Below are 24,868 nucleotides of genomic sequence, written 5' to 3'. Positions count from 1 at the left end.
CGAATATTTATTTTTTATAAGACCATCTTTTCTCTTTTTTCCTGTGTTTTCTGTTGACATTGATCTCATATTATTTATTAATGATTGAATTGATAGTCACCACAGATTGGTTGACCTGTTGGATTGATTCCAGATATTTTAACTGAATGCTTGTGGCAGTCTGTAATGCAAAAAGATATTCTACATAGGAAATTTCCCCTGTTTTATAGCCTAACTGAGCTGCCTTTACAATTTTTTCTGCATTCGGCAGTGCCTGAGTGGTATAATACTCATACTGCTGTATATCCTGCCGGTATTGGCTGAACGTATTTTCCAGCTGTGCGGTAAGCTGCTTCTGCTGCATTCTTGCATTGGTTTCTGCAACCTGCTTTTCATATTCCAGCGCCTGGATCCTTGCCTTTGTTGCCCCAAATGTAAGCGGAATAGCCACGCCGACTGTTGCCGACTGAAAACGTTTTCCGGAGTTATAATAATTTTCCTGCCCGTTGATGGTATGAAAACCGATCAGTGACTGGTTGGTATAGCCTAAACTGAAGTCCGGCAATCCCATTGATTTTTCCACTTTCTTATTCTTCTCTGCAATTTCCATTTCCTGATAGAAGGCCTTTACGGAAGGATTATTGGCAACGACACTGCTGTCCAGGACATTTTCTGCTTTCAAAGGCTCATACTCTTTATTGAATGGTACTTCAAGATCTTCAGAGGTGTTTAAAAGTGTTTTTAAATTTTTATAGGCATTGTTCAGGTAGACCTCATTCTGTCTCAGGAGAAGATCTATTTCTCCTTTCTGGGTTTCTGCTGTACTGATCTCAATCTTTTTGATATCCCCTGCTTTAAATCTTACGGTGGCAATTCTGATAAACTCCTCATAGAAGCCATCCAGGCTCGTCAGCTGTGCTTTGTTATACTGCAGGTATTCAATCTGATAATAGTAGGTACGGACCTGTTTTACAAGCTCATTGGCTGTGACCTCTCTGTCAATCTGCCTGCTTTTGATATTTTCATTGATGAGTTCCTTTCTTGCCTTGAATAATGTTGGAAAAGGAATGCTTTGGGATATGGCAAACGACTGGTCAAATTTCGGACTGTTGTACTGCCCAAGCTGAGCTTCAACACTTAGTTTGGGAAGTTCTTTGGAGGTTGGCCTTAATGCTTCGGCAGATTTAATGCTTAGATCTTTCGATTGTAAGGTTAAATTATTATTCATTGCCATTTCCACCGCCTGTTCGACAGATATGGGTCTGGACTGGGCTTTAAAAGTCTGCCCCAGCATCATCAATCCTGCAATAAGAACAATGGTAAATGTTCCTGGTTTGTTATTTTTTCTTTTCAAAATCTTTGTGTTAAAAATAATATACAGCATCGGCAGGACGAACAGGGTAAGGAATGTAGCTGTTATAAGACCTCCGATCACTACTGTTGCCAGAGGCTTCTGTACTTCTGCCCCCGCCCCGGTGGAAATCGCCATTGGTAAAAATCCTAATGATGCTACAGTTGCGGTCATCAGAACCGGTCTCAGTCTGGTTTTCGTTCCTTCCAATACTCTTTTCATAATATCCGTTTCACCTTCTTTTTCCAATTGGTTGAAAGTCCCTATCAGAACGATTCCGTTGAGTACAGCTACCCCGAAAAGGGCAATAAATCCGATTCCGGCACTGATACTGAATGGCATATCTCTGACGAGAAGTGCAAATACACCTCCGATAGCACTCATAGGAATTGCCGTAAAGATAAGGGCTGCCTGTTTGAAAGAGTGGAAGGTAAAATACAGTAACATAAAGATCAAAAGCAATGATACGGGAACAGCAATCATCAGACGTTTGCTGGCTTCCTGAAGGTTTTCAAACTGTCCACCGTAAGTAAAATAATATCCGGATGGCAGCTTCACTTTTTCCAGTTTTGCCTGAATGTCTTTCACCACACTTTCCACATCACGGTCTTTCACATTGAATCCTATTACAATTCTACGTTTTCCCTGCTCACGGCTGATCTGCGCAGGTCCTAATTTATAGCTGACATTCGCCACCTGAGACAGAGGGATCTGTGCTCCCGTAGCAGAGGTGATCATTAAGTTATTAACATCTGAAATATCGGTCCTGTGAAGACTGTCAAGACGTACAACAAGGTCAAAACGTCTTTCATTTTCAAAGACCTGGCCGGCAGCTTTTCCTGCAAAAGCAGTACTTACCGCATTATTGACATCTTCAATATTTAACCCATAATTCGCAATTCTCGTCCTGTCATATTGTACATTGATCTGCGGAAGACCACTTACTCTCTCGATCTGTGGGGCCGTAGCGCCATCAACGGTCTGGATCACCTTTCCTACTTTATCGGCATACACTACCAGAGAATCCAGGTTTTCCCCGAATATTTTTACTGCAACATCCTGCCTGATCCCAGTCATCAGCTCGTTGAAGCGCATCTGAATAGGCTGGTTCTTTTCAAAGAATACCCCTGGAATATTTTCCAGTTTTTCACTGATCTCATCGGCCAGCTGATCATAGGATTTTTTGGTTTTCCATTCACTCTGAGGTTTTAGTACAATGATCATATCAGTAGCTTCCGGAGGCATCGGGTCTGTAGGAACCTCAGCGGATCCGGTTTTCCCCACCACCATTTTTACCTCATCAAACTGCTTGATAATTCTTGAAGCCTGCATGGAGGTTTCTATACTCTGACTCAGCGAACTTCCCTGTGGCAGAATACAATGGAATGCAAAATCTCCTTCCTGCAGCTGCGGAATAAATTCTCCCCCCATATTTTTAAAGATAAAGGCAGAAATAAGGAAAACCACAGCTGTTGCGGAAACGATGACATATTTTATTTTGATAGCTTTCTGTAATAATGGCTGATAAACCTTCTGAAGGCGGTTCATCATTTTATCTGAAAAGGTTTCTTTATGTGATATTTTTTTAGACAAAAACAAAGCACTCATCATGGGAATATAGGTCAGTGATAAGATCAAAGCTCCTAAGATGGCGAATCCTACTGTTTTAGCCATAGGGGTAAACATTTTACCTTCTACTCCGGCCAATGTAAGAATCGGAATATATACGATAAGGATGATAATTTCACCAAAAGCAGCACTGCTTCTGATCTTGGATGCTGAAAGGAAAACTTCTTCATCCATCTCAGACTGGGTCAATGCCCGTGTTGATTTCCTTATGCCCAGATGATGCAGGGTTGCCTCTACTATAATAACGGCTCCATCCACGATCAATCCGAAATCTATAGCTCCCAGACTCATCAGATTGGCGCTGACTCCAAAAACATTCATCATTCCCAAGGCAAAAAGTAAGGAAAGCGGAATTGCTGAAGCTACAATAAGCCCTGCTCTTAAGTTTCCAAGGAAAATAACCAGCACGAAAATAACGATCAGAGCTCCTTCAATGAGGTTTTTCTCAACGGTACTGATGGCTCTGTCTACCAGGTCCGTCCTGTCTAAGAATGGCTCTATTACCACATCATCCGGAAGCGATTTCTGAATGGTTGGAATTTTAGCCTTGATATTATTCACAACTTCATTACTGTTTGCTCCTTTTAACATCATGACTACACCTCCCACAGCATCCACTTTTCCGTCATAGGTCAGTGCTCCGTAACGCACAGCGCTTCCCAAACGGACATCTGCCACATCCTTGATAAAAATCGGAACACTTCCCGTTTCATTTTTAACAGCAATATTCCTGATATCTTCCAATGAAGTTACCAGCCCGATTCCACGGATGAAATAAGCATTCGGCTTTTTATCAATATAGGCACCTCCCGTATTTTGATTATTCTTTTCAAGGGCTGTGAATATTTCGGTAATACTGGTTCCCATTGCCTTCAAGCGGTTGGGATCAATAGCAACTTCGTATTGTTTCAGCTCACCACCGAAGCTGTTAATTTCAGCTACTCCCGGTGTACCATTGAGCTGCCTGCGTACAATCCAGTCCTGCATGGTACGGAGCTCTTTAGCATTATATTTCTTTTCACTGCCTTTTTTAGGGTGAAGAATATACTGGTAGACCTCTCCAAGACCTGTACTTACCGGAGCAAGCTCAGGGGTTCCGACTCCTTTGGGGATTTCTTCCACAGCATTTTTCAGCTGCTCACTGATAAGCTGCCTTGCAAAGTAAACATTGACATCTTCTTTGAAAACGACTGTAATGACAGAGAGCCCGAATCTTGAAATACTTCTTGTTTCCTGAATATCCGGAACATTGGCTATGCTCTGTTCAATGGGAAAAGTCACTAACTGCTCCACTTCCTGTCCTGCCAATGTAGGACATACAGTAATGATCTGCACCTGATTATTGGTAATATCCGGAACAGCATCGATCGGTAATCTGGTGGCACTCCATGTCCCCCAGATAATCAGCACCAAAGTCATCAAACCAATGATCACTTTGTTTTTGATACTGAATCTTATGATTTTATCTAACACGATTTTATTTAATTTTTATTGAAAACAAATGCATACAGCAAGAAATACTGATGCAAAAATATCCTGAAACCCTCTGCAATGGTATTGCAAAGTTTCAAGTACGTTAAGAAAGCATTGCTTTCTAAGGTCAATAAAAATTAAATCTTGGGAGGCTGCCAGATAGGATCGTATACCTGGTAGGCAAAGTCGTTCTTATGGAATAAGATTTTCTTTGAAAAATAAGCAGGAATCTGCTCAGGAATTTCCAGTAAGGGATGCATCTTAAATGCCGAAACTGTCATCTGACAACAGCTGCATGCACATAGCGGCGAACAGACATCTCCTTTTTCCGTAGAATGGGAATCCCGGATACTTAATGATATTTTTTTATTTCCTGAATCCAGCGGATGCGACACGTCTTCGCATGGCATTAGTGATAACGCCATGAAATAAATTGCCAGTATCCATCTTAACAGGTTCATTGTGACAAAGGTAAAGATTTTTTATAAAACGAGTGAATCTCCAAAGTTTTAAATATATGACAAAAATCAAACAATTCATGATTTCATCTATTTTTCAAAAACTAATTTTTTCACAGGATCGTTATTTATTATTCAAAAGAAATGCCATTCTCACAGGGTATTTGCTACCATAAAAACAAAACCGGACAAATACATTCAAAACACCGATAAACAAAGGATTTTCTACTAAAACAGCACCACCTTTTGTACCTTTGTAAAAAATTAAATAATCACTCCTAAGCAGATTTTCAATCTGTTATTACTCAAACGGAGACTCAAAATAAATTCTCAAAAAAAAATTGAAAAAAAGTTTTTTTCAGCAACTTGATATTATTCTTAAACTAATTTATATACAGATATATGAAACGTACTTTACTGATTGCCGCAATGGTGGTCTCAGGTCTTATGCATGCACAAAATGCTGCAGGAATAACCATACATGATACGAGAAGTATCAATGCACTGCCCGCTGCCTATAATCACGAGGTTAAGGCAGAATTTAAACTCAGAGATGTAGTCGGAGTTCCGGGGACGGGAAATTATTCAGGAATGTTAACGATTGCCCCTTGGTTTGATAATTCCGGAAATAAACGCCATCAGCTTAACTTTAATGATGGAGGAATCTTTTACAGAAACGGATTATCAACCGATCCTCAATGGGGAAGCTGGAGCAAGCTTTTGCTTCAATCCAATGACGGGAAAGTTCGAATTGGCTCTTCTAGTGATCCTGATTTAAATTCAGCGTCTTTATTAAGAGTATATGATACTAAGGATGTGATGATGGAAGTTACCAATTCCTATGGAACATTTCAGATTGCGAAATCAGGTTGCAACGGATGCTATGGAGGTACGCCGGGTGATACTGTTTTAAGGAACCTGGGAAGTTCACACAACATTATCATCGCCCAGCCCAATGACAACAATGATGGTAAAACCTTCATAGGATTTCAGGATGCTACCCGTGGCATCTGGATCAAGTTTCTTAATAACGGAATTGCAAAATTCGATGGAAAAATCCACGCCAAGGAAATTGAAGTAAAAGCGGATGTTTGGGCTGATTATGTATTTAAAAAGGATTATCAGCTGAAATCTTTGGAAGAAGTAGCAAAACATATTGAGAGTAAAGGACATCTTCCCAACATTCCTTCAGCTGAAGAAGTATTGAAAAATGGGATTAATGTAGCTGAAATGGATGCCAAACTTCTGGAAAAAATTGAAGAACTGACCCTTTATTCTATTGAGCAAAACAAGCAATTAAAATCACAATCTGAGGAGATCAAAGAATTAAAAGCGCAGGTACAAAAGCTTCTTTCCACAAAAAAATAAATACTTATGAAAGTAAAATTATTATTGATCTTCTTATTTGCTTCATCTTTGACTTCCGCACAGTTGTATACGCCATCCGGTACAGTACAGCCTTCATCCAATAACCATATTGGTATCGGGACCAATACTCCGGCAGGAATTCTTGATATCAATGCCAACAGCAGTATTCCTATTATCAGAGGTAACGGAGGATACATCCCAACCGGATTAAGGTTTATCGATGATTCCTATACACAATCCGGTCAGGTAAAGGAATGGAGCATCTGGAAAGGAAACACCTGGGCAAAAGGACTGGCCTTTATGAGATATGATGCCATCAGCCCATGTAGCACAGGGATCTGTGATGTTCCTCTATTTTTAGCAGATAATGGTAATGTAGGAATCAATACCAGCTCTCCACAGGAAAAGCTTTCTATTCACGGAAAACACGTAGGCTCTACTATTTTATTACATGCTGATAATGACAGCAATGCTCCTGCAGATTTAATGCTTTGGGCTTCTGAACCAGGATTGACTTATTCCGGTGTTGGTATTGGAAACAATATAAGGAATTATGTAGGTGGAGGAGCAAGCATGGAAAGAATCAATGCCTCAAAAGGAGGTTCATATATCCGGTTGCTGGATAATGAGATCAATTTTAATCTGGTATCCAATACCGGAACTAAACAGCAGTCTCTGACTTTACATTCTAATGGAAATGCATCGTTACAAGGTAAACTGGAAGCTAAAGAAATTAAAGTAACCTCAACGCCTACAGCTGATTTTGTTTTTGATGAGAACTACGCCCTTCCGAAATTGGAAGAAGTAGAGCGACACATCAGGGAGAAAAAACACCTTCCGGAAATTGCCTCTGCCCATGTAATGGAAAAAGAAGGTGTAAATGTAGGGGAATTTCAGATTAAACTTTTACAAAAAGTAGAAGAGCTTACCCTTTATTCGATCGAACAAAATAAGCAGCTGAAATTTCAGTCTGAAAAGATCCAGCAACTTCAGAAAGAAAATCAAGCTTTGAAGCTGCAATCTGAAGACATTACCGAATTAAAAAAAATAGTACAACAACTTTTAACGGAAAAAAAATAAATCATCATGAAAAGAAAATTACTTTCTGTATTTTCTCTGTTGATCGGGTTTTTCGGGTTTTCACAAACCGAAGTTTATTTCAAATATGATGAAGCAGGAAACCAGCGATACAGAGGAACCAATGCGGCAGCCAAAAAAGCCGATGAAATTGTCCCTAAAGAGATGAAATTACTGGAACAGGCCAAAACCCAGCAAGCCCCAGCCATGGATGAAAAAACTTTCTGGAAACAAATCAGGCTTTATCCGGTTCCGGTGAACGACTATCTTACCATTGACTGGACTGAGGAAGTAGACGGGCTCATTGAATCTGTTTCACTTTATCAGCACAGTACGGTCCATTGGAAGTTCCAGCAACAGAACATTCCGGGTCTGAACCGTCAGGTCAAAATTAATATGACCGGATATGACTGGGGTGTTTACATTCTGCGCTTTACGCTGAAAGACGGAAGAGTCTTTGGCAGAAACGTAACTAAAAGATAAAGTATAGAATAAGAATTGAAGTATTGAAAGATTTTAGAATGAGTCTTTCTCTTTATTCAATATTATTTCTATCTAACGATTATCATTTATTAATTATCATTTATAAAACAATATAATACAACAATGAAATTATTTTCATCATTGATATTATCCCTGTGTTCAGTATGGGCTTTCTCACAGACTATACTTTACCAGACAGAATCTGCTTCCAGGACCGTTCAGGATCCCCAGGCGGTAATTCTGGCTCAGGGATTTCATGCTAAATCGGATGTTTCGAGTCCGTTCTTAGCTAAAATCGGACCGGCTACGCAGGGCAACCCTGGCGGAGGACCGGCAGATTCCAATGCAGGAGCTAATAATCCCAGCGGGACAACCACTCCAAGCTATCATAATACTGAAGGGAATATAGAAGTGAACGGGGTTGGGCAATTACAGTTCACCCTCCCGATAGCAACACTTCCCGGGGTTAAAAATGTAGCCCCACAAATCAATTTAGCTTATACGAGCGGTTCCGGAAATGGAATAGCTGGATATGGCTGGAATGTTGCCGGTATTTCTTCTATTACAAGAATCGGGAAGAACATTGAAAAAGACGGTGACAGTAAGGGTATTCAGATCGATTACTCGGATTATTACAGTTTCAATGGTCAGAGATTAATCTTAAAATCCGGAGAATATGGAGCTGACGGAGCCGAATATACTACAGAAAAATATTCAAACATTAAAATTAAATCTGTAGGCACATACAATAATGGTGGACTAGACGCCGGACCTGCTCATTTTGAAGTTACTTTCGAAGACGGTTCACAGGCTTGGTATGGAGCCTATAAACCCGGCTTCAGAGGCAATCAGACCGTAACAACCCCTTTAGAATACAATATTGTAAAGTGGAAAGATGCCCAAGGGAATTATATTAGTTATAATTATGCTTCTAACGTTACTCCCGGCGGGTTCAGAACCCAGGAACGTATTATGAAGATTTCCTCAATCGGCTGGGGAGGAAACGAAACATTGAATAAGCCTCATATCAATTCGATTGACTTTCTTTACATTGACCGGGATGCTCAGGAGCAGTCCTATGTACAGGGAGTTGAATTTAATCAGGATAAAATCCTGTCAGAAATTGCAGTAAGGAATAATTTCAAGCCTATCAAGACTTATAAGATCACTTATCAAAAAGATACTAATGGGTCCGATTATCAATTCCTCAATACAATCACTGAATACAACTCGGCTGGCGAAAGTGCCAATTCTATTACTTTTGATTATGAGAAATCCAGCCTGGGAGGATGGAAATCTACCAACTATGATTACACAGAGGATCACAAGGTTTTAGGAGATTTTGACGGAGACGGAAAAGTTGATATGCTGAAATATTCCAATTCTGTTAATTATTGTAAAGCCTATAATACAGAAGCGCCTCTGGATCCCAGAGCAGACGAAAATCAAATTTCATACACGGATTACAGTGATTCAAAATGTATAGAGTGGGTGAATGAACCGGGAGGTTTTTATCTTTTCAAAAATATTTTTGATGATAATAAGCCTGAAAAAATATCTGTAGCAGCTGATATTTCTAAAGAATCTCTGGATAATGCTTCTGCAATTGTGGTTAAAGACAATAACAACATTGTCAATTCAAAGCAGAGTCTGGTTCTTTTCAAGAAAAATAATATTGCAGGCACTCAGAAATCTGATTTAGAATTTAAAGTATATATTTTTTCTGACAGCAATACGCTGGATTATCAGTTTAGCAAAACCATCCAGTATGATCAATATGCTACAGACCAGAATACAATAGCTGAAAATCAGATAAAAGAAGCAGACCTTAACGGAGATGGCTTATCAGAAATAATTGTCACCGTAAAAGATGCTAATGGACTGTACAAATATTTACGTGTCAATTTAGATAAAGATGTTCAAAATAGTGCTTCTTTTGCTTCCTTTGAACTTCTGCCTAAGAATTCACCGGCAATGAGTAATTATATGGCTGGGGATTTTGATGGGGATAGCAAGACTGATTTCCTTACGTTGAGGAATAATGTGGCTACTTTTGTCAAGCTAAAAGATGATGGTCAAAGTATTACTGTTATTGAATCACCTGCAGTAAGTAATACCACCAATGGAACAATGCCTATTTCAGGGGTCTGGGGAAGCGCTGTACTGGGAGATTATAACGGTGACGGAAAAACAGACTTTTTAATTCCTACAGCTTTTGATTCATCGGATTGGAGAATGTATACTTCGACCGGGAAAGGTTTTGCTGAAAAATATTACTCCAACTTCTGTTACTTCCAGGAATCACAGAATGATCCGGACAACCATATTCCATGGTATTCCCACAGAAGAACGTATGTAGCCCAGGATCTTAACAGGGACGGAAAATCTGATTTTATCGAATTTTATTCATTGGTTCAAATCAGCCAGGCCGGAGGTGCCCAATCCAGATTCCTTGTCAATTTGTATGAAAATAAAGGGTATAAATCTGCTTCTTCAGGCATAGAATTCCAAAAGAAAAAGCTGGTTAATTATAAGAGCATCGTCAACCAGTCCAACAGACCACTTATCGAGAATCGCAGAGGGTATCCTTACCTGTATAATACAGACAGAACATGGTATATTCCGAGCATGGAACAGTTCACCTGGTCTAATGTAGCAGAGCACTACACACCGATATTCGGGAACTTCAGAGTGAATATGTCTGATGAAAACATTCTTGTTTTCCAAAAAAGTAAATTGTTTAAATTTAACTATTATGACGTTTCAAAAGAGTCCAGAATTATTGGGATTACCCAGGGAAATATAAAAACAGAAATTGAGTATAAAGAGCTGAATCCTGCTGTTGATTCCAATGTATATCAACCTGTAAAAAAAGAACAGTATCCTTATTTAGAACTTAATAAAGTCTACCAGACTACTGCCGTATCTCAGCTGAGATCATGGGGAAGAAAGCAGGATTTCCGTTACAGAGGTTTTGTTTCTCATTTACTGGGTAAAGGTATTATAGGTTTCCGTCAGTCTGCCCGTTCATCATGGTATGCAGACGGTTTCGAAAACACAAAAATCTGGAGTGGTGTTGAGATTGACCCGCTGAATGATGCTGCTGTTGTAAAGGAGTGGACGACAAGAACCAATGATGAGAGCAAGATATTCCCTGCAGATCTTTCTGAGAACAACACTCAATTATTAAGTTTTAAGTCTACTATTTATCAGACAGACAAATTACTTAACGGACAGGTACTCACTTCTCTGAATAATGTAGATAAATCTAAAATTGTTACCGCTGTTGTTCCGAAATCAACAAGATCAAAAGATTTTCTGACCAATACAGTTGCCACAAGCAGTATAATTTATGGAGAATACTATCTTCCATCACAAAGTATCTCTAAGATAAATGATAATTTTGCTGTCACAACTTCCAACTTTGAATACATCCATAATCCCTCAGCCTCAGGACCGGATTATTATATCGGCCGTCCAAAGGTAAAAACCAGTACAATACAGGCTTATGGTGATACCAAATCTTCTAAAGAGGAATACGTATACGAAGGCAATCTATTAAAGACCTTAAAAAAATGGAACAGAGATAATACTGCCTATCTTCAGGAAACATATAATTATGATGGATTTGGGAACATTATTCAGAAGACAATTATCAATAGTTCAGATTCACAAACCCAAACCAACAAGGCCCAATATGATGATACAGGAAGATTTATTGTAAAACAGACAGATAATCTTGGCCTGGAAACCAATATTACTTATGACAGTCTGGGGCAGGTGCTTACCCAAACCGACCCTATAGGTAATACGGTAACCAATACTTATGATGAATGGGGAAAGATTTTAACTTCCAAATCTAATCTTCAGGGTACAACCACTTACCAGTATGAAACCCTGTTCCGGGTTACAACACCAGGTTTTATCAAGCGTGTTATAGGAACCAAGGTAACAAAATACTCCCCTGATGGAGATATCAGCATTGCTTACACCAATTTATTAGGGCAAAATTATAAGACAACAACCAAAGCATTTAAGGAAGGAAAATTTATTTCCAAGGATACCGAATTTGATATTCTGGGAAGGAAAACAGCTGAAAGCCAGCCTTATTTTGAAAGTGATTCTAATCTGAGACAATGGAATAAGATCATTTACAACGATTCTGTTTTTCCTCCGAAAGTAACTGCATTATCATTCAGCGGTGCAGAAACTATAACTACAACTTCCGGTTTCACTACAACGATTGAAGAGACCAAAGGGAATAAAAGAATCACTACGAAAACGCTGGATGCACTGGAAAATGTAATTTCCGCAACAGACAAAGGAGGAACCATTAAATTCTCTTATAATGCTGCCGGAGACCAAATAAAGGCCCAGTATGCAGAAAATATTGTCACAACTCAGTATGATTCGTGGGGAAGAAAAATAGAATTTAACGATCCATCCAACGGAGTCTATAAATACGAATATGATGGTTTTGGTAAAATAAAAAAAATAATCAGTCCAAAAGGTAATAAACTCTACACATTTAACAATGTGGGACAGCTTGTTTCTCAGAATGAAATTTCTACAGCAGATGGAGGACAGGCGACCAACAAAATAATAACCTTTACCTATGATAATAAAGGCAGACTGATTTCAAAATCGGGAACATCAAAAGGAAAAAGCTACAGTTCCAATATATCCTATGATCCCCAGGGAAGGGTCATCTCCTCATCAGAAAGCAGTAATGGAAAATATTTCATAAAAAAAGGAATCACCTATGATGACAAGGCAAGGGTAATCTCTTATGAAAAACAATTATATTCTTCGGGAGTGCTTACCAAAGTAACTGTTGAAAATTTTTACAGTACCTGGAATGGAGATTTACAGCTGGTGAAGGATAAAACTTCCGGGAAAATCTTATGGGAACTTAAAAACACCAACGAAAGAGGGCAAGTTCTTAATGCCAAATTAGGAGCAGCAGAAATCACCAATTTATATGATGATACGAATGGCTTCTTAACGAAAGTCAATCATTCCTCACAGGTTAAGCAGGATATTTTACAGTTAACCTATGCTTTTGATGCCATCAAAAATGAATTAAGAAGCAGGACTACCGGAGGTGATTTTAATATCACGGAAACATTTGAATATGACAACAATAACAGATTAGTAAAATGGACCAATCCTGTAACCGGGCAATATAATTCCAATATATATGATGCAAAAGGCAGAATTCTGGAAAATGATCAGGTTGGAAAAATTAAGTTTGAAAACTCAGCGAAGGTTTACCAACCAACAGGAATGACCCTTAATGCTGCCGGAACACAGAACTACAATAATGATCTGATCCAAAGTATCGCTTATAATGAAAATAACGACCCGATATTCATTGATGGAGAAAAAGGAGATGTGGCTTTCCAGTACGGATTAACAGCCATGAGGCAGCAAGTCTCTTTTGGAGGAAATTTTGATCCTGACCAGGAAGGTAAATTTACCCGATTCTATAGTGAAGACGGCAGCTTTGAAATCACTAAAAACAATGTAACCGGTAAAGAAAAACATACTATTTATATTGGTGGTACCCCTTATGAAAGTAATATTGTATATTTAAAAAATTATGAAGAGACCAATGGTTCTTATAGATTTTTACATAAGGATTATTTAGGAAGTATTCTTGCAATCAGTGATGAAGCAGGGAATAAACTGGAACAAAGACACTTTGATGCATGGGGGAACTTTACCCATCTTCAGATTGGAAACGGCCCTATCCTTACAGATAAGAACAGTATTGATAATGCTGCATTATTAGTAGACAGAGGATACACCGGGCATGAGCATTTTGCGGAGGTAGGAATTATCCACATGAACGGAAGATTGTATGATCCGTTACTCAGAAGATTTTTAAATGCGGATGAAAACATTCAGGATCCATACAACACCCAAAACTATAATAAGTATGGGTATGTATTGAATAATCCATTAATGTTTAGTGATCCTAGTGGAGAGGTATTTCAATTTGCTTTTCTCGCTGTGATGGGGACTTTTTGGGCTACAGTGATGACAGGAGCGATAATTTCCTCAGCCATTGCCACATTTTTATATCTGGCAAAAGCTTATCTGACAAGAAATTTCAGTGTAGGAGGCTTTTTCAAAGCCGTCACCATTGGGTCAATTACAGGAGCGGTATCAGCAGGACTCGGACAGGTATTCAGTGCAGGAACTTTAATTGCAAGCATTGGTAACGGAGTATTGTCCGGAGCAGGAGCTTCAGCAGTACAGGCATTAGCTAGTGGTACCAACTTCCTTAAGGGAGTTGCACAAGGCGCAGTAATAGGTGGTGCAATGGGCGCAATAAGCTTTGGACTTAGCAGATTATTTGCAAAACCTTCAGGTGAATCTTTAGATGTAGAAGATCATACAGAAGGGGTTACAGAAAACCCTGTAAATCAAAAATCCAACGAAGTAAAAAAAGTTATGGCAAATGATTTTAAAGGGAAAAACCCTGCTAACGGAAGTATCAGAGTATTACGAAAGCCGGAGGACTTACCAAACTATTTAAAAGAAAGAGATTATACATTTGATGGTAAAACATTGGTAAATAAGGACGGTAAATCTGTTTTGGGAGTTACAACCCCATTCTATGGAAATAAATATATCCGATATGTATTTGCTCCTAATGCTTTTAAATCGCCAGAGATATTAACCCTTACTACCGGACATGAAATGCTTCATGGAGTTTTTTATGCCAATCAAATTAACCCCATAGAACTATCTACTCAAACATGGACACCAAACGCTAAGACGGTATCCAACCACCATGTTATAATTGCAGAATGGGAAAAAAGTTATATTGATTTACGAGGTTGGCAAGGTTTAAATCTTCCAGTAGAACCTAGGTTTAATTTAGATCTTATAAGACAATCCAACTATGGTTTTAATGCCAGATTTGACAACATGATGAAGCTAATGAAAAACTTCCTTAAAAAATGAAAAAACTAAACAAAATCGCTCTATTATTAGCAACATTAACAGCAATTGCCTGTAATAAAAACAGTAGTAGTAGTTCTGATAAAATAGAATTATCTTATTCGCTTGAAAATAAAGAAAAGAAAATCAATTTGGTATTATACAACAATACTGATGAGGACTTTATAGTAATTATATCTAAAACACTTAGCTTCGACAGTAAACATTCAGCAAGCGAAAAATTAGAAGAATATAAACCTCTGGATGCAGATTTGTTAAGCCAAGAAAATACATCTTTTTCTAAACAAATAGATTCTATTAACTTGTCTTTAAATCCAGATACCTCGCCTAATGATATAAAGCATTCATTTCCTACTGCTGTATTAGTAAAGAAAAAAGAGAAAAAACAATTGGAATATAAATTCAATAATAATTTCACTTTAAATAAGGAATATAAAAGTTCTTTTAGTAAAATGAGAGATATCTTAAACATTCCCTATAATTTAGAAATGATAAAAAAAATGCTGGAGTGCCGAAAAGATGGCCAGTATAAAATTTATTTGGATGATTTCGTCATCAAAGACAGTATAAAAGTTAAATTTTAAAAACTAAAATCAAGTCCAATAAACACTGCTTCAATAATGGAGCAGTGTTTTTTATTGCTATTAATTCTCACTTACTTCTCCCTACATAAAAACAAAAAAGCCACCGCAAACGCAGTGGCTAAAAAATCAAATCTAATTATGGACTGTATTATAAATTCGGGTTATTCTCTGCTTCTCTCTGAGGAATACTGAATAAATAGTAATTGCTGTTCGGAGCAAAAGCAGACTGGTCAGGAAATGCAAAAACAGAATGCCCTCTACCGTCAACGGTTTTTACAGTTCCTTCCGGTGTGATCACCTGAACTTTAATTGGTTTCCCCTGATCATCTACATAAGGTTTTCTCTCCACACTTCCCTGGGTTCTGATAATATCTGAAAGGGAGAACCCTTCTCCGAATAATTCTTTTCTTCTTTCGATCAGAATGGCTTTCACTACCTCATTCTGAGCTAACGGACCTGTATAAATATTTGCTTTCCTTGCCGTTTTCAATTGATTTAAAGCAGTAACTGCCTGGGAAATATTTCCATTTCTTGCCTCAGCTTCAGCTTCGATCAGGTACATTTCAGCAGCTCTCATATACACGATATCAGCAATAAGGTTGGGCTTAAATTTAAATTTCGCATATCTGAGCAGTCCCTCTCTTCCTTTCTGTCCATCCCACGAAAATAACTGAGTTCTGATATCATTGGCATCAAACAGATCTTTAAAGTAAGGGTCAGCCATAAAGCTGTAGTAGAAACTTCCCGATGAAGACACATCCAGGTAATGGAATGCATAACTTGCGTCTGACTGTTCCTGAGTCTGTCTATGCCCCCAGATCCATTCTGCATTCTCAATATCATTGAATCCCTCTTTATATTTTTCCGGAGCCATAAAAGTAAACCCCTGTCTTGCTGTTCTTGCAGCATCAGCAGCTTTGCTCCATTCACCGGTATTCAGGTAAGTTCTTGCCAAAAGTCCATTGACTACATTTCTGTTGATTTTATCTTTATTATTTCTTGAATAATTTTTCAACAGATGGTCTGCATCTGTAAGATCACTTTTAATCAGTGTATAAATTTCTTCCAGGCTTGCTTTCTTCCTTCCCGGTGTACTTATTGTGGATGGTTCCGTATAGATTGGAGCCGTCAAAGCGGTTTTATCTTTAAGGTAGCTGAACTGGTAAAAGCTTGCAATATTCAGATAACAGAAAGCACGTAACGCTTTTGCCTGGCCTTTTACCTGGTCCTTTTTTTCCTGGCTTCCTACCGTACCGTCAATTCTTGCAATAACATTGTTCATATTATTGATGGTTGAATACAGCATTGTCCAGATAAATAATGGTCTTCCGGCTGTAGTATTCACCATTTCAGTAAAATCATAGGCAGCTGAAAATCCGTATTTATTTCTAAGGATTGCGACATCACTTCCCATAGCATCACTGGCTCTCAGTACTGTAGAATAACCGATATTAGCATAAGTTGTTCCATCATTATTGAATTTTGCCCACGTACCGTTGATTACCGTTTCGGCACTTTCAGCCGTTTTGAAAACTTCTTCACTGTTTGCCTGATCCGTTGGTGCGGTGGTCAGATCACTTTCACAGCTGGTCAGCGACCACAATCCAAGAAGTGCAAAGGATAAATATTTTAAATTTTTCATTGTTTCGATTTTAAAAGATTAAAGGGTTGCCTGAAGACCAAATGTGATCGTTCTCATTGCCGGATATCTGAAATACGTTGTACCGTCCAGTGCCTGCTCAGGATCCATTCCCTTATGTTTATAGAAAGTCAGAAGGTTTTCTGCCTGAATGTAAATTCTGAATTTTTTCAATCCTATCTTTTCAAAATAATCCGAAGGCAACGTATACCCTAGACTTACATTTTTAAGCCTTGCATACGTTCCCGAATACAGGAATCTTGAAGACGTTGAAGTCCAGTTGTTGGTTGTAGTACTAAGTCCCGGAACATCCGTATTAGGATTATCAGGCGTCCATCTGTTCAGCATTTCCACTCCCCATGCACGTCCTCCGGCACTTCCGTTATGTAAAAGCGAAGTATAATCTCCATCCAGGATCTTTCCTCCGATTTTGAAAGTCAGCAATCCTGAGAAGTCAAAATTTTTATAATTAATGCTGGTACTGATTGCTCCGGCCAGTTTAGGCAATGCAGATCCCTGTATTATTTTTGTTGCTTTTGAATACTCTGAAGTCGTTCCTTCCACTTCATTTCCGTTTGCATCTTTAGAAATAGTCTTCCACAATGGTTTTCCGTTGCTTGGATCTACGCCTACCCATTCCTGAATAAAGAAATCATACACGGAACCTCCTTCTCTCAGCTGTTTAGTTCCTACTACAAGCGGTCCTCCGGGTAATTTGGTCACTTTATTTTTTAAAGTACTCAGGTTAACATCCACATTCCATTGGAAATCCTCATTCCTGATCGGAGTGGTGAAAAGTGAAAATTCAAAACCTGTATTCTGGATCGTTCCTACATTCGCCGGATAGTCACTGATTCCCAGAGATGGGGCAACCGGTACGTTGAACAGAAGGTCCTGGCTTTTTCTTTTAAAATATTCGATATTACCCTTAATTCTGTTATTCAGGATGGCAAATTCCAGCCCTACGTTCATATTAAGGTTGGTTTCCCACTTAAGGTTTTTGGTTGCTGCTTTTTCCAGGGTTGTCCCCGCTTCCCCGCCAAGGGTCAGTATTCTGTACAGCTCCTGATATCCATAATACAGAGACTGCCCGTTTGGACGCAGCAATTTATCATTCCCCTGGCCTCCGTAGCTTGCACGCAGTGTCAACTGGTTGAAGACATTCAGGTTCTTAATAAATTCTTCATTGGAGATCTTCCATGATCCTCCTACAGACCAGAACCTTCCCCATCTGTTGTCTGAGGCAAATCTTGAGGATCCGTCTGCCCTTCCTGAAGCGGAAAGGAAATAGGTATTATTATAATCATACTCTACTTTTCCAAGGTAACTCAGCAAACTCAGCTTATTGCTGTACCCGCCGAAGTTGACCAATAATGAAGCTGCATCAGGCTCATAATAGTAAGGCAGGGAGAAACCGCTCCTTGATCCGGAGATGGTCTGATAGTCGTATTTATAAAATTCCTGTCCGGCTAAAACATTAATATGGTGTTTTCCAAACTTCCTGTCATAGGTCAGGATATTACTCGTTGTATAAGAAAGCGTTCTGGTATTGGATTTGGTCACAGATCCACCAATTTCCGTACCTTGTCCCAAAAGTGGATTAGAATAAAAATGGCCGTTATAATTAACAAGATCAACGGAAAAACTCGTTTTGAATTTTAACTCCGGTAAGAAAGTAAACTCCATGAATCCTTTTCCTGAAAAGTTATCTTCTTTGTTTTCATTTTTATCCAGCGGTAAAGATGCAGCCAGGTTTTGATTCTGAAGTGCACTGCTGGGTCTGTATTTTCCGAAATCATAAATCTTGTTTCCGGCAGCGTCCAGTACAAAAGATCCGTCCGGATTTCTTTCATAGTAAGGATAAAATGAAGGAACAACTCTCGCAGCCTGGATCACATTGCTGGCCTTGGAATCTGATGAGGTAGGTGCCTGCTGAACACTGTTGGTATAGTTCAGGTTTATCCCAACGTTTAACCATTTTTTTACTTCTGAATTGATCTTTAGCCTTGTATTGTATCTTTTAAATCCTGATTCAATAGCCATTCCCTTATCATCAAGGTATCCCAGGGAAAAGAAATAGTTGCTTTTCTCACTTCCGCCGCTGATATCAAGGTCTACCTGGTTCCTTGAAGCCGTTCTCTGTAAAACATCTCTCCAGTCATCATTCCATAGCGGAGTTGCTCCCGGCAATAATTTTCCATCCGTTCCTACCGGTTTTGAATAACCAGGACCATAAGGGTTTATTCCAAGCATTGAAACAAGGTTATCTGTAGCCATTTGTGAAGCCTGCTGGGAAGATATTTTATCAGATTTATATCCGTTTCTCAGCGCTTCCCAATACAATTGAAAATACTGATCCGTGCTTACCTGCTCATAATCCTTTACTGCTCTTCCGGAGAATCCCTGGCTGATATTAAGGTTTACTTTTGCTTCCCCTTTTTTCCCGGATTTTGTTGTAATGATAATAATTCCGTTCGCTCCTCTTGAACCATATAAAGCACTTGCTGTAGCATCTTTTAAAACACTTATGGATTCAATATCACTTGGGCTTATAGCATTCAGATTTCCGTCATAAGGAATTCCATCCACCACATATAAAGGATCGCTGGAAGCACTTACCGAGCCAATACCCCTGATTCTGATCGTAGCAATAGCACCCGGCTGCCCAGAAGAACTTGTAGTCTGAATTCCCGGCACCTGCCCTTCCAGAGCTTTGGTAATATTGGTTACAGGTCTGTTGTTAATTTTATCACTGGAAATCGTTGCTACCGAACCGGTATAGCTGTTTCTCTTGGCTTTTCCGTAAGCTACGACAACCACTTCATCAATCTCTTTTTCACGGAGTGTATCTTTTTTCGGTTTAGAAACCTGTCCGTTTACGCTGGCAACACCTAAGAAAAATGCAGCAACAGGCGGAATCCAAATTTTAGAATTAAATAGATTTTTATTAATCATAATCAATTTTGTTTATCAAATATTAAAATTTTGCCCTTTGCAGAAAAGTCAGCAAAGGGCATCGATAAATACGATAAACCAAATGCTTATTTTTCCTTTTACAGGCTGAATGTAACACCTTACCGTAGCAGGTTGTTAAGATTTCGCAGGGTCAGTTCCCTCCATCTTTCTTTATAAGCCGATCGAAATTATGGTTGCAAAGCTATACATATTTAGTCTACAAAACAAGTAGACTTATTAATTTTTTAATAGAAATTTTACAAAAATTAACATAAGATTTTATTAAAACCCATTAAAACCAAGCGTTTAAAGATTTAACACTTCCATAAATATGATAAATATCATTAAAAATAATTCAACAGCAGAAAATAAAAACCTGACTGATTTTTTTGACTCCTTATTAAAAAAACTTTTTAATTTTATAGAATGAAAGTTTTGATTATAAACGGACCTAATCTGAATCTTTTAGGTACCCGGGAACCGGAGATCTATGGAACTGTTTCCATGGAAAATTACTTGGAAACACTGAAGTCTGAGTTTCACACTCATGAGCTCTCCTATTATCAGTCCAATATTGAAGGTGAGCTGATCAACAGGCTTCAGGAAGATGATTTTGATGCAGTGGTGATCAATCCGGGAGCTTTCACTCATTATTCTTACGCTATAGCCGATTGTCTGAAGAACATCAGAAAACCTAAGGTTGAAGTTCACATCAGCAATATTTACAAAAGAGAAGAATTCAGGCAGAAGTCTGTAACGGCAGCCTGTACAGATGCTGTCCTATCCGGATTTGGAATGGATGGGTACAGATTGGCAATACTGAGCTTACAATAATGTCATGGAAGCAGGAAGTAAAGTGTACTGTAAAAGCATTGGAGTTTACAGCAGTCAGCTGACAAAAAGGAAATCTTATATTATTGAGAAAATAAATACCGATAATGTAAGGATATGCAATGATCAGGGTAAACTAAAATGGTATTCAAAATTTTACTTCAGTCCGGAACAGGAACCCGAAATCACTTCAATTCATATTGATGGTGAGATAAAAAATCCGGCATCTTACGACATAGAAGTTACCATCATATTCTCGAATAGTGATCGATACTGGCTCACCTTTATCACTCCAAAATATTTGGAGGTATTTCTTGAAACAGCGCCCTATTTTTCATCCGGACATTTCATGATTGTCAAAAACCTTAGTGAAGAAGTTATTAAAGACACTATTCACAAACTGGATGACCAAAATGAACTGATCAGCAATTGCAAGAAATACTAAAATAAAAAGCCCCATCTTTTGATGAGGCTTTTTCTGTATCTGTAAAAAATCTTATTAGATTGTTTGTTCCTGTAGCTGGGGACCAGAAGCGATTAATCTCTTACCTTCTTCAGTATCACAATACTGCTCGAAGTTTTTGATATATCTTGATGCAAGGTCTTTTGCTTTTTCTTCCCATTCCGAAGCATCTGCATAAGTATCTCTAGGATCTAAAATACCTGTAGAAACATTCGGAAGTTCGGTAGGAATTTCAAGGTTCATAATCGGAACCTGGGTTTTAGGAGCATTGTCGATGGAACCGTCAATGATCGCATCGATGATGGCTCTGGTATCTTTCAGAGAGATTCTCTTACCTGTACCATTCCATCCTGTGTTTACCAGATAAGCTTTAGCGCCGTGCTCTTTCATTTTACCGATCAATGTTTTAGAGTACATTGTTGGGTGCAGAGTAAGGAACGCTTCACCGAATGCAGGTGAGAAAGAAGGCTGAGGTTCTGTAATTCCTCTTTCGGTACCGGCTAATTTAGAGGTATAACCGCAAAGGAAGTGGTACTGAGCCTGATCTTCATTCAGGATAGAAACCGGAGGAAGTACTCCGAATGCATCCGCAGAAAGGTAAACGATCTTTTTAGCATGCCCTGCTTTAGAAGGCAATACAATTTTGTTGATATGATAGATTGGATAAGAAACTCTTGTATTTTCTGTGATAGATCCGTCTGTGTAATCTGCTACTCCATTGTTTACAACAACGTTTTCAAGAAGAGCATCTCTCTTGATGGCTGCAAAGATATCCGGTTCTTTTTCTTCTGATAGGTCAATTACTTTTGCATAGCATCCACCTTCGTAGTTGAATACTCCGTTGTTATCCCAACCGTGCTCATCATCTCCGATAAGGTATCTTTTCGGATCTGCCGATAATGTAGTTTTACCTGTTCCTGAAAGACCGAAGAACAGAGCTACATCACCTTTTTCACCTACGTTGGCAGAACAGTGCATTGAAGCCATTCCTTTCAACGGAAGGTAATAGTTCATCATAGCAAACATCCCTTTCTTCATCTCACCTCCGTACCAGGTACCTCCGATGATCTGTAGCTTTTCAGTAAGGTTGAACATGATAAAGTTTTCAGAATTCAATCCTTGAGCTTCCCAGTTAGGATTAGTTGTTTTAGAACCGTTAATTACCGTGAAATCAGGCTCTCCAAAGTTTTCAAGCTCATAGTGAGAAGGACGGATAAACATATTCGTAACAAAATGCGCCTGCCATGCTACTTCAACGATAAATCTTACTTTAAGTCTTGTATCTGCATTGGTTCCGCAGAATGTATCTACTACATAAATTTTCTTAGATTCAGCAAGCTGGTTCAGCACTAGTTCTTTACAAGACCCGAAAATTTCCGCTGTTGTAGGTAAGTTTACTTTACCATCCCAGAAAATTGTATCTCTTGTAACATCATCCTGAACAATATATCTGTCTTTAGGTGAACGACCTGTGAAAATTCCTGTTTTTACTGATACCGCGCCCGATTCCGTAAGTTCCGCTTTCTCAAACCCCTGATTTTCAGGAGAAACTTCAGCCTGGTATAATTCTTCATACGAAGGATTATACACTACTTCATAGTTTCCTTTAATCCCTAATTTCTCTAAATCCTGGATGATTTTAGTGTTTTTCATTTTACTTATATTTTCTATTTCTTTATTGTCTTCAACAAAAATAATATTAATTATTTGTTAAAGGTGGTTTAAATATACTGATATAAGTCAGAATGACAAATAAAAAAACGGGATTGTAATTTACTGATTATAAATTAATTATATCTGACCATTCAAAAACGGTTGTAAAACCTTTCTCCCAAAAATAGTCTTTATAGCCCCCAAATTTGGCACTCATCACAAAATCTCCGCCCCATGCGCCCAAACTTTTGACAAATACAGGGCAGTCTGAGAATATTTTTTCTTTAACTGTAGGAATTTCAAGAAAATCAGCAATTTTCCGCTCATGAATCATCAGTAATTCGGAAAAATTTTCCAATTCACTGCATAATAAAATTTTCTTTGTGATATCTGAAAATTCGTTAACCAATTCCGGTGACTTCTTTTTCGACTTATAAAAACTGATTCCTTCCCGGCTATCCTGCTTTTGATTTAAATGAATAAAAATCAATTCATTTTTAAAAGGAGGATTAAAATCTACCTTTTCATATTGAATCTCAGGTTTGCTCTGAAAAAGGACTGCAGATTTTTCTTTGGCCACTGCAATGTCATATCCGCTGCCCCCAAGACTGATTGTATTTAAATGAAAAGGATCAATCTCCGCCCATTCAGCAAGGTTATTCATTAAGGTAGAACTGCTTCCCAGGCCATAATCTGCCGGAAACTGAAGGTTTGTTTTCAGATGATAGGTAAAATCATTCTGGAATCTGATAGAAGAAAGCTGCTGAACATTCTTTAAAGTTTTCAGAATAAATTCAGCGCCTGATGGGATATTGGTTTCAAGGATCTGCCAGCTTTTGTAATCAATGGCAGCTTTTAACCAGGGTTTATTCTGATGGAGTGCTTCCCAAAGAATTAAAGACTGTTGATCATCTTTTTCTTCAAAAAAAAACTCTTGTCCCAGCCTGGTAGGTACCGCTAAGACAAGAGCTCCATCGATAGCGAAATATTCTGAAGTAAGCATAAGCTTGCCCGGTGAAAAGATCGCTTTCATATTTTTTCTTAATTAGATTGCAGATGCAGCTTCTACTGATCCGTCAATTTTTTTGATCAATCCCTGAAGGGTTTTTCCCGGTCCTACTTCTACGAAGTTTGATGCACCGTCTTTAATCATATTCTGTACAGACTGTGTCCATTTTACAGGACCTGTAAGCTGATCGATCAGGTTTTGTTTGATCTCATCAGGATTTGTTACCGCTGTAGTTGTGATATTCTGGTATACAGGAATGGTTGCTTTTCTGAATTTTGTTTTCTCGATAGCTGCTGCCAGTCTTTCCTGTGCCGGCTGCATCAAAGGAGAATGGAAAGCTCCGTTTACAGGCAGTAATAATGCTCTTTTCGCTCCTGCTTCCTTCAGTTTTGCACATGCTTCTTCTACTGAAGCTGTTTCTCCTGAAATTACCAGTTGCCCCGGACAGTTGTAATTGGCCGGAACCACTACTCCACTGATCTGTGCACAGATTTCTTCAACCTTAGCATCTTCCAATCCTAAAATAGCTGCCATAGAGCTTGGATTCGCATCACACGCTGCCTGCATTGCCTTAGCTCTTTCTGACACCAGCTTCAGGCCATCGTCAAAAGATAAAACGCCATTGGCTACCAATGCAGAAAATTCTCCTAAAGAGTGTCCTGCTACCATTTCAGCTCCAAGACCATTTACTGCTTTTAATGCTGCTACTGAATGTATAAATATTGAAGGCTGGGTAACCTCTGTTTTCTTAAGATCCGCATCCGTTCCGTTGAACATAATGGAAAGAATATCGAAACCTAAAATTTCATTGGCAGATTCCATCAGATCTTTAATATCTTTTCTAGAATCATACAATTCTTTTCCCATTCCTACGAACTGAGAACCCTGCCCTGGAAATACAAGTGCTTTCATGTATTGAATTAAATATTATGCAAATATAACTA

At 38.6% G+C, this 24,868-nt stretch carries 14 protein-coding genes and 1 riboswitch; of the genes, 7 read left to right on the top strand and 7 right to left on the bottom strand.

The annotated features are described in order from the left end of the window. Nucleotides 1–70: 70 nt before the first annotated feature. Entirely contained in the window at nucleotides 71–4,432 is a 4,362-nt protein-coding gene (locus BBI00_RS18115) for a CusA/CzcA family heavy metal efflux RND transporter (protein WP_083988571.1), read from the bottom strand. A gap of 137 nt (nucleotides 4,433–4,569) precedes the next feature. Then, nucleotides 4,570–4,893 (bottom strand): DUF6660 family protein, encoded by a 324-nt coding sequence (locus BBI00_RS18110; RefSeq protein ID WP_065400259.1) that lies wholly within the window; start codon nucleotides 4,891–4,893, stop codon nucleotides 4,570–4,572. Between the two features lie 399 nt (nucleotides 4,894–5,292). Here BBI00_RS18110 and BBI00_RS18105 point away from each other — a divergent pair, with 399 nt between their 5' ends. From BBI00_RS18105 to BBI00_RS18085, 5 genes are all read left to right on the top strand, one after another. Beyond that, nucleotides 5,293–6,258 carry a DUF536 domain-containing protein gene (locus BBI00_RS18105; RefSeq protein ID WP_083988570.1) on the top strand — a complete coding sequence of 322 codons (966 nt, stop codon included), beginning with the start codon at nucleotides 5,293–5,295 and terminating at the stop codon, nucleotides 6,256–6,258. 6 nt (nucleotides 6,259–6,264) lie between these two features. Further along, nucleotides 6,265–7,338 (top strand): hypothetical protein, encoded by a 1,074-nt coding sequence (locus BBI00_RS18100; protein ID WP_065400258.1) that lies wholly within the window; start codon nucleotides 6,265–6,267, stop codon nucleotides 7,336–7,338. A 6-nt stretch (nucleotides 7,339–7,344) separates the two neighbouring features. Further along, the gene (locus tag BBI00_RS18095; RefSeq protein WP_065400257.1) at nucleotides 7,345–7,818 is read left to right on the top strand and encodes a hypothetical protein; all 474 of its coding nucleotides are present in this window, start codon (nucleotides 7,345–7,347) and stop codon (nucleotides 7,816–7,818) included. Between the two features lie 123 nt (nucleotides 7,819–7,941). Continuing rightward, nucleotides 7,942–14,793: an RHS repeat-associated core domain-containing protein gene (locus BBI00_RS18090; protein WP_065400256.1), complete on the top strand. Its 6,852-nt coding sequence runs from the start codon at nucleotides 7,942–7,944 to the stop codon at nucleotides 14,791–14,793. Then, entirely contained in the window at nucleotides 14,790–15,374 is a 585-nt protein-coding gene (locus BBI00_RS18085) for a hypothetical protein (RefSeq protein WP_065400255.1), read from the top strand. The genes BBI00_RS18090 and BBI00_RS18085 overlap by 4 nt, the downstream gene beginning before the upstream one ends. A gap of 148 nt (nucleotides 15,375–15,522) precedes the next feature. On the opposite strand, the gene BBI00_RS18080 is transcribed toward BBI00_RS18085, so the two are convergent. Continuing rightward, nucleotides 15,523–17,016: a RagB/SusD family nutrient uptake outer membrane protein gene (locus BBI00_RS18080; protein ID WP_065400254.1), complete on the bottom strand. Its 1,494-nt coding sequence runs from the start codon at nucleotides 17,014–17,016 to the stop codon at nucleotides 15,523–15,525. 18 nt (nucleotides 17,017–17,034) lie between these two features. Continuing rightward, nucleotides 17,035–19,968: a SusC/RagA family TonB-linked outer membrane protein gene (locus BBI00_RS18075; RefSeq protein ID WP_065400253.1), complete on the bottom strand. Its 2,934-nt coding sequence runs from the start codon at nucleotides 19,966–19,968 to the stop codon at nucleotides 17,035–17,037. Between the two features lie 83 nt (nucleotides 19,969–20,051). After that, nucleotides 20,052–20,148, bottom strand: a riboswitch (SAM riboswitch). 246 nt (nucleotides 20,149–20,394) lie between these two features. On the opposite strand from BBI00_RS18075, the gene BBI00_RS18070 reads away from it, so the two are divergent. Together BBI00_RS18070 and BBI00_RS18065 are read left to right on the top strand one after the other, a co-directional pair. Further along, nucleotides 20,395–20,802 carry a type II 3-dehydroquinate dehydratase gene (locus tag BBI00_RS18070; protein ID WP_065400252.1) on the top strand — a complete coding sequence of 136 codons (408 nt, stop codon included), beginning with the start codon at nucleotides 20,395–20,397 and terminating at the stop codon, nucleotides 20,800–20,802. 4 nt (nucleotides 20,803–20,806) lie between these two features. Continuing rightward, nucleotides 20,807–21,244, top strand: a complete 438-nt coding sequence (locus tag BBI00_RS18065; RefSeq protein WP_065400251.1) for a hypothetical protein — start codon at nucleotides 20,807–20,809, stop codon at nucleotides 21,242–21,244. A 54-nt stretch (nucleotides 21,245–21,298) separates the two neighbouring features. Here BBI00_RS18065 and pckA read toward each other — a convergent pair whose 3' ends face one another. The 3 genes from pckA to fabD all read right to left on the bottom strand — a co-directional run bounded on the left by pckA (nucleotide 21,299) and on the right by fabD (nucleotide 24,836). Continuing rightward, on the bottom strand, nucleotides 21,299–22,915 hold the full coding sequence (gene pckA / locus BBI00_RS18060) for a phosphoenolpyruvate carboxykinase (ATP) (RefSeq protein WP_065400250.1): 1,617 nt from the start codon (nucleotides 22,913–22,915) through the stop codon (nucleotides 21,299–21,301). A gap of 127 nt (nucleotides 22,916–23,042) precedes the next feature. Then, nucleotides 23,043–23,948 carry a GYDIA family GHMP kinase gene (locus BBI00_RS18055; protein WP_065400249.1) on the bottom strand — a complete coding sequence of 302 codons (906 nt, stop codon included), beginning with the start codon at nucleotides 23,946–23,948 and terminating at the stop codon, nucleotides 23,043–23,045. Nucleotides 23,949–23,960: 12 nt separating this feature from the next. Further along, nucleotides 23,961–24,836, bottom strand: a complete 876-nt coding sequence (gene fabD, locus BBI00_RS18050; protein WP_065400248.1) for an ACP S-malonyltransferase — start codon at nucleotides 24,834–24,836, stop codon at nucleotides 23,961–23,963. Between the last annotated feature and the right edge of the window lie 32 nt (nucleotides 24,837–24,868).

Origin of the sequence: Chryseobacterium arthrosphaerae, assembly GCF_001684965.1 — a bacterium.
GTDB classification, from domain to species: domain Bacteria; phylum Bacteroidota; class Bacteroidia; order Flavobacteriales; family Weeksellaceae; genus Chryseobacterium; species Chryseobacterium arthrosphaerae.
The sequence above is the reverse complement of the archived record's forward strand: the minus strand, read 5'-3'. Positions and strand labels throughout refer to the sequence as shown.

What these genes read in the sequence shown, in the direction of transcription:
- BBI00_RS18080 (WP_065400254.1), bottom strand. Translation starts at nt 17,016, where the DNA reads ATGAAAAATTTAAAATATTTATCCTTTGCACTTCTTGGATTGTGGTCG.
- BBI00_RS18075 (WP_065400253.1), bottom strand. Translation starts at nt 19,968, where the DNA reads ATGATTAATAAAAATCTATTTAATTCTAAAATTTGGATTCCGCCTGTT.
- BBI00_RS18090 (WP_065400256.1), top strand. Translation starts at nt 7,942, where the DNA reads ATGAAATTATTTTCATCATTGATATTATCCCTGTGTTCAGTATGGGCT.
- pckA (WP_065400250.1), bottom strand. Translation starts at nt 22,915, where the DNA reads ATGAAAAACACTAAAATCATCCAGGATTTAGAGAAATTAGGGATTAAA.
- BBI00_RS18110 (WP_065400259.1), bottom strand. Translation starts at nt 4,893, where the DNA reads ATGAACCTGTTAAGATGGATACTGGCAATTTATTTCATGGCGTTATCA.
- BBI00_RS18085 (WP_065400255.1), top strand. Translation starts at nt 14,790, where the DNA reads ATGAAAAAACTAAACAAAATCGCTCTATTATTAGCAACATTAACAGCA.
- BBI00_RS18070 (WP_065400252.1), top strand. Translation starts at nt 20,395, where the DNA reads ATGAAAGTTTTGATTATAAACGGACCTAATCTGAATCTTTTAGGTACC.
- BBI00_RS18105 (WP_083988570.1), top strand. Translation starts at nt 5,293, where the DNA reads ATGAAACGTACTTTACTGATTGCCGCAATGGTGGTCTCAGGTCTTATG.
- BBI00_RS18055 (WP_065400249.1), bottom strand. Translation starts at nt 23,948, where the DNA reads ATGAAAGCGATCTTTTCACCGGGCAAGCTTATGCTTACTTCAGAATAT.
- BBI00_RS18065 (WP_065400251.1), top strand. Translation starts at nt 20,807, where the DNA reads ATGGAAGCAGGAAGTAAAGTGTACTGTAAAAGCATTGGAGTTTACAGC.
- fabD (WP_065400248.1), bottom strand. Translation starts at nt 24,836, where the DNA reads ATGAAAGCACTTGTATTTCCAGGGCAGGGTTCTCAGTTCGTAGGAATG.
- BBI00_RS18095 (WP_065400257.1), top strand. Translation starts at nt 7,345, where the DNA reads ATGAAAAGAAAATTACTTTCTGTATTTTCTCTGTTGATCGGGTTTTTC.
- BBI00_RS18100 (WP_065400258.1), top strand. Translation starts at nt 6,265, where the DNA reads ATGAAAGTAAAATTATTATTGATCTTCTTATTTGCTTCATCTTTGACT.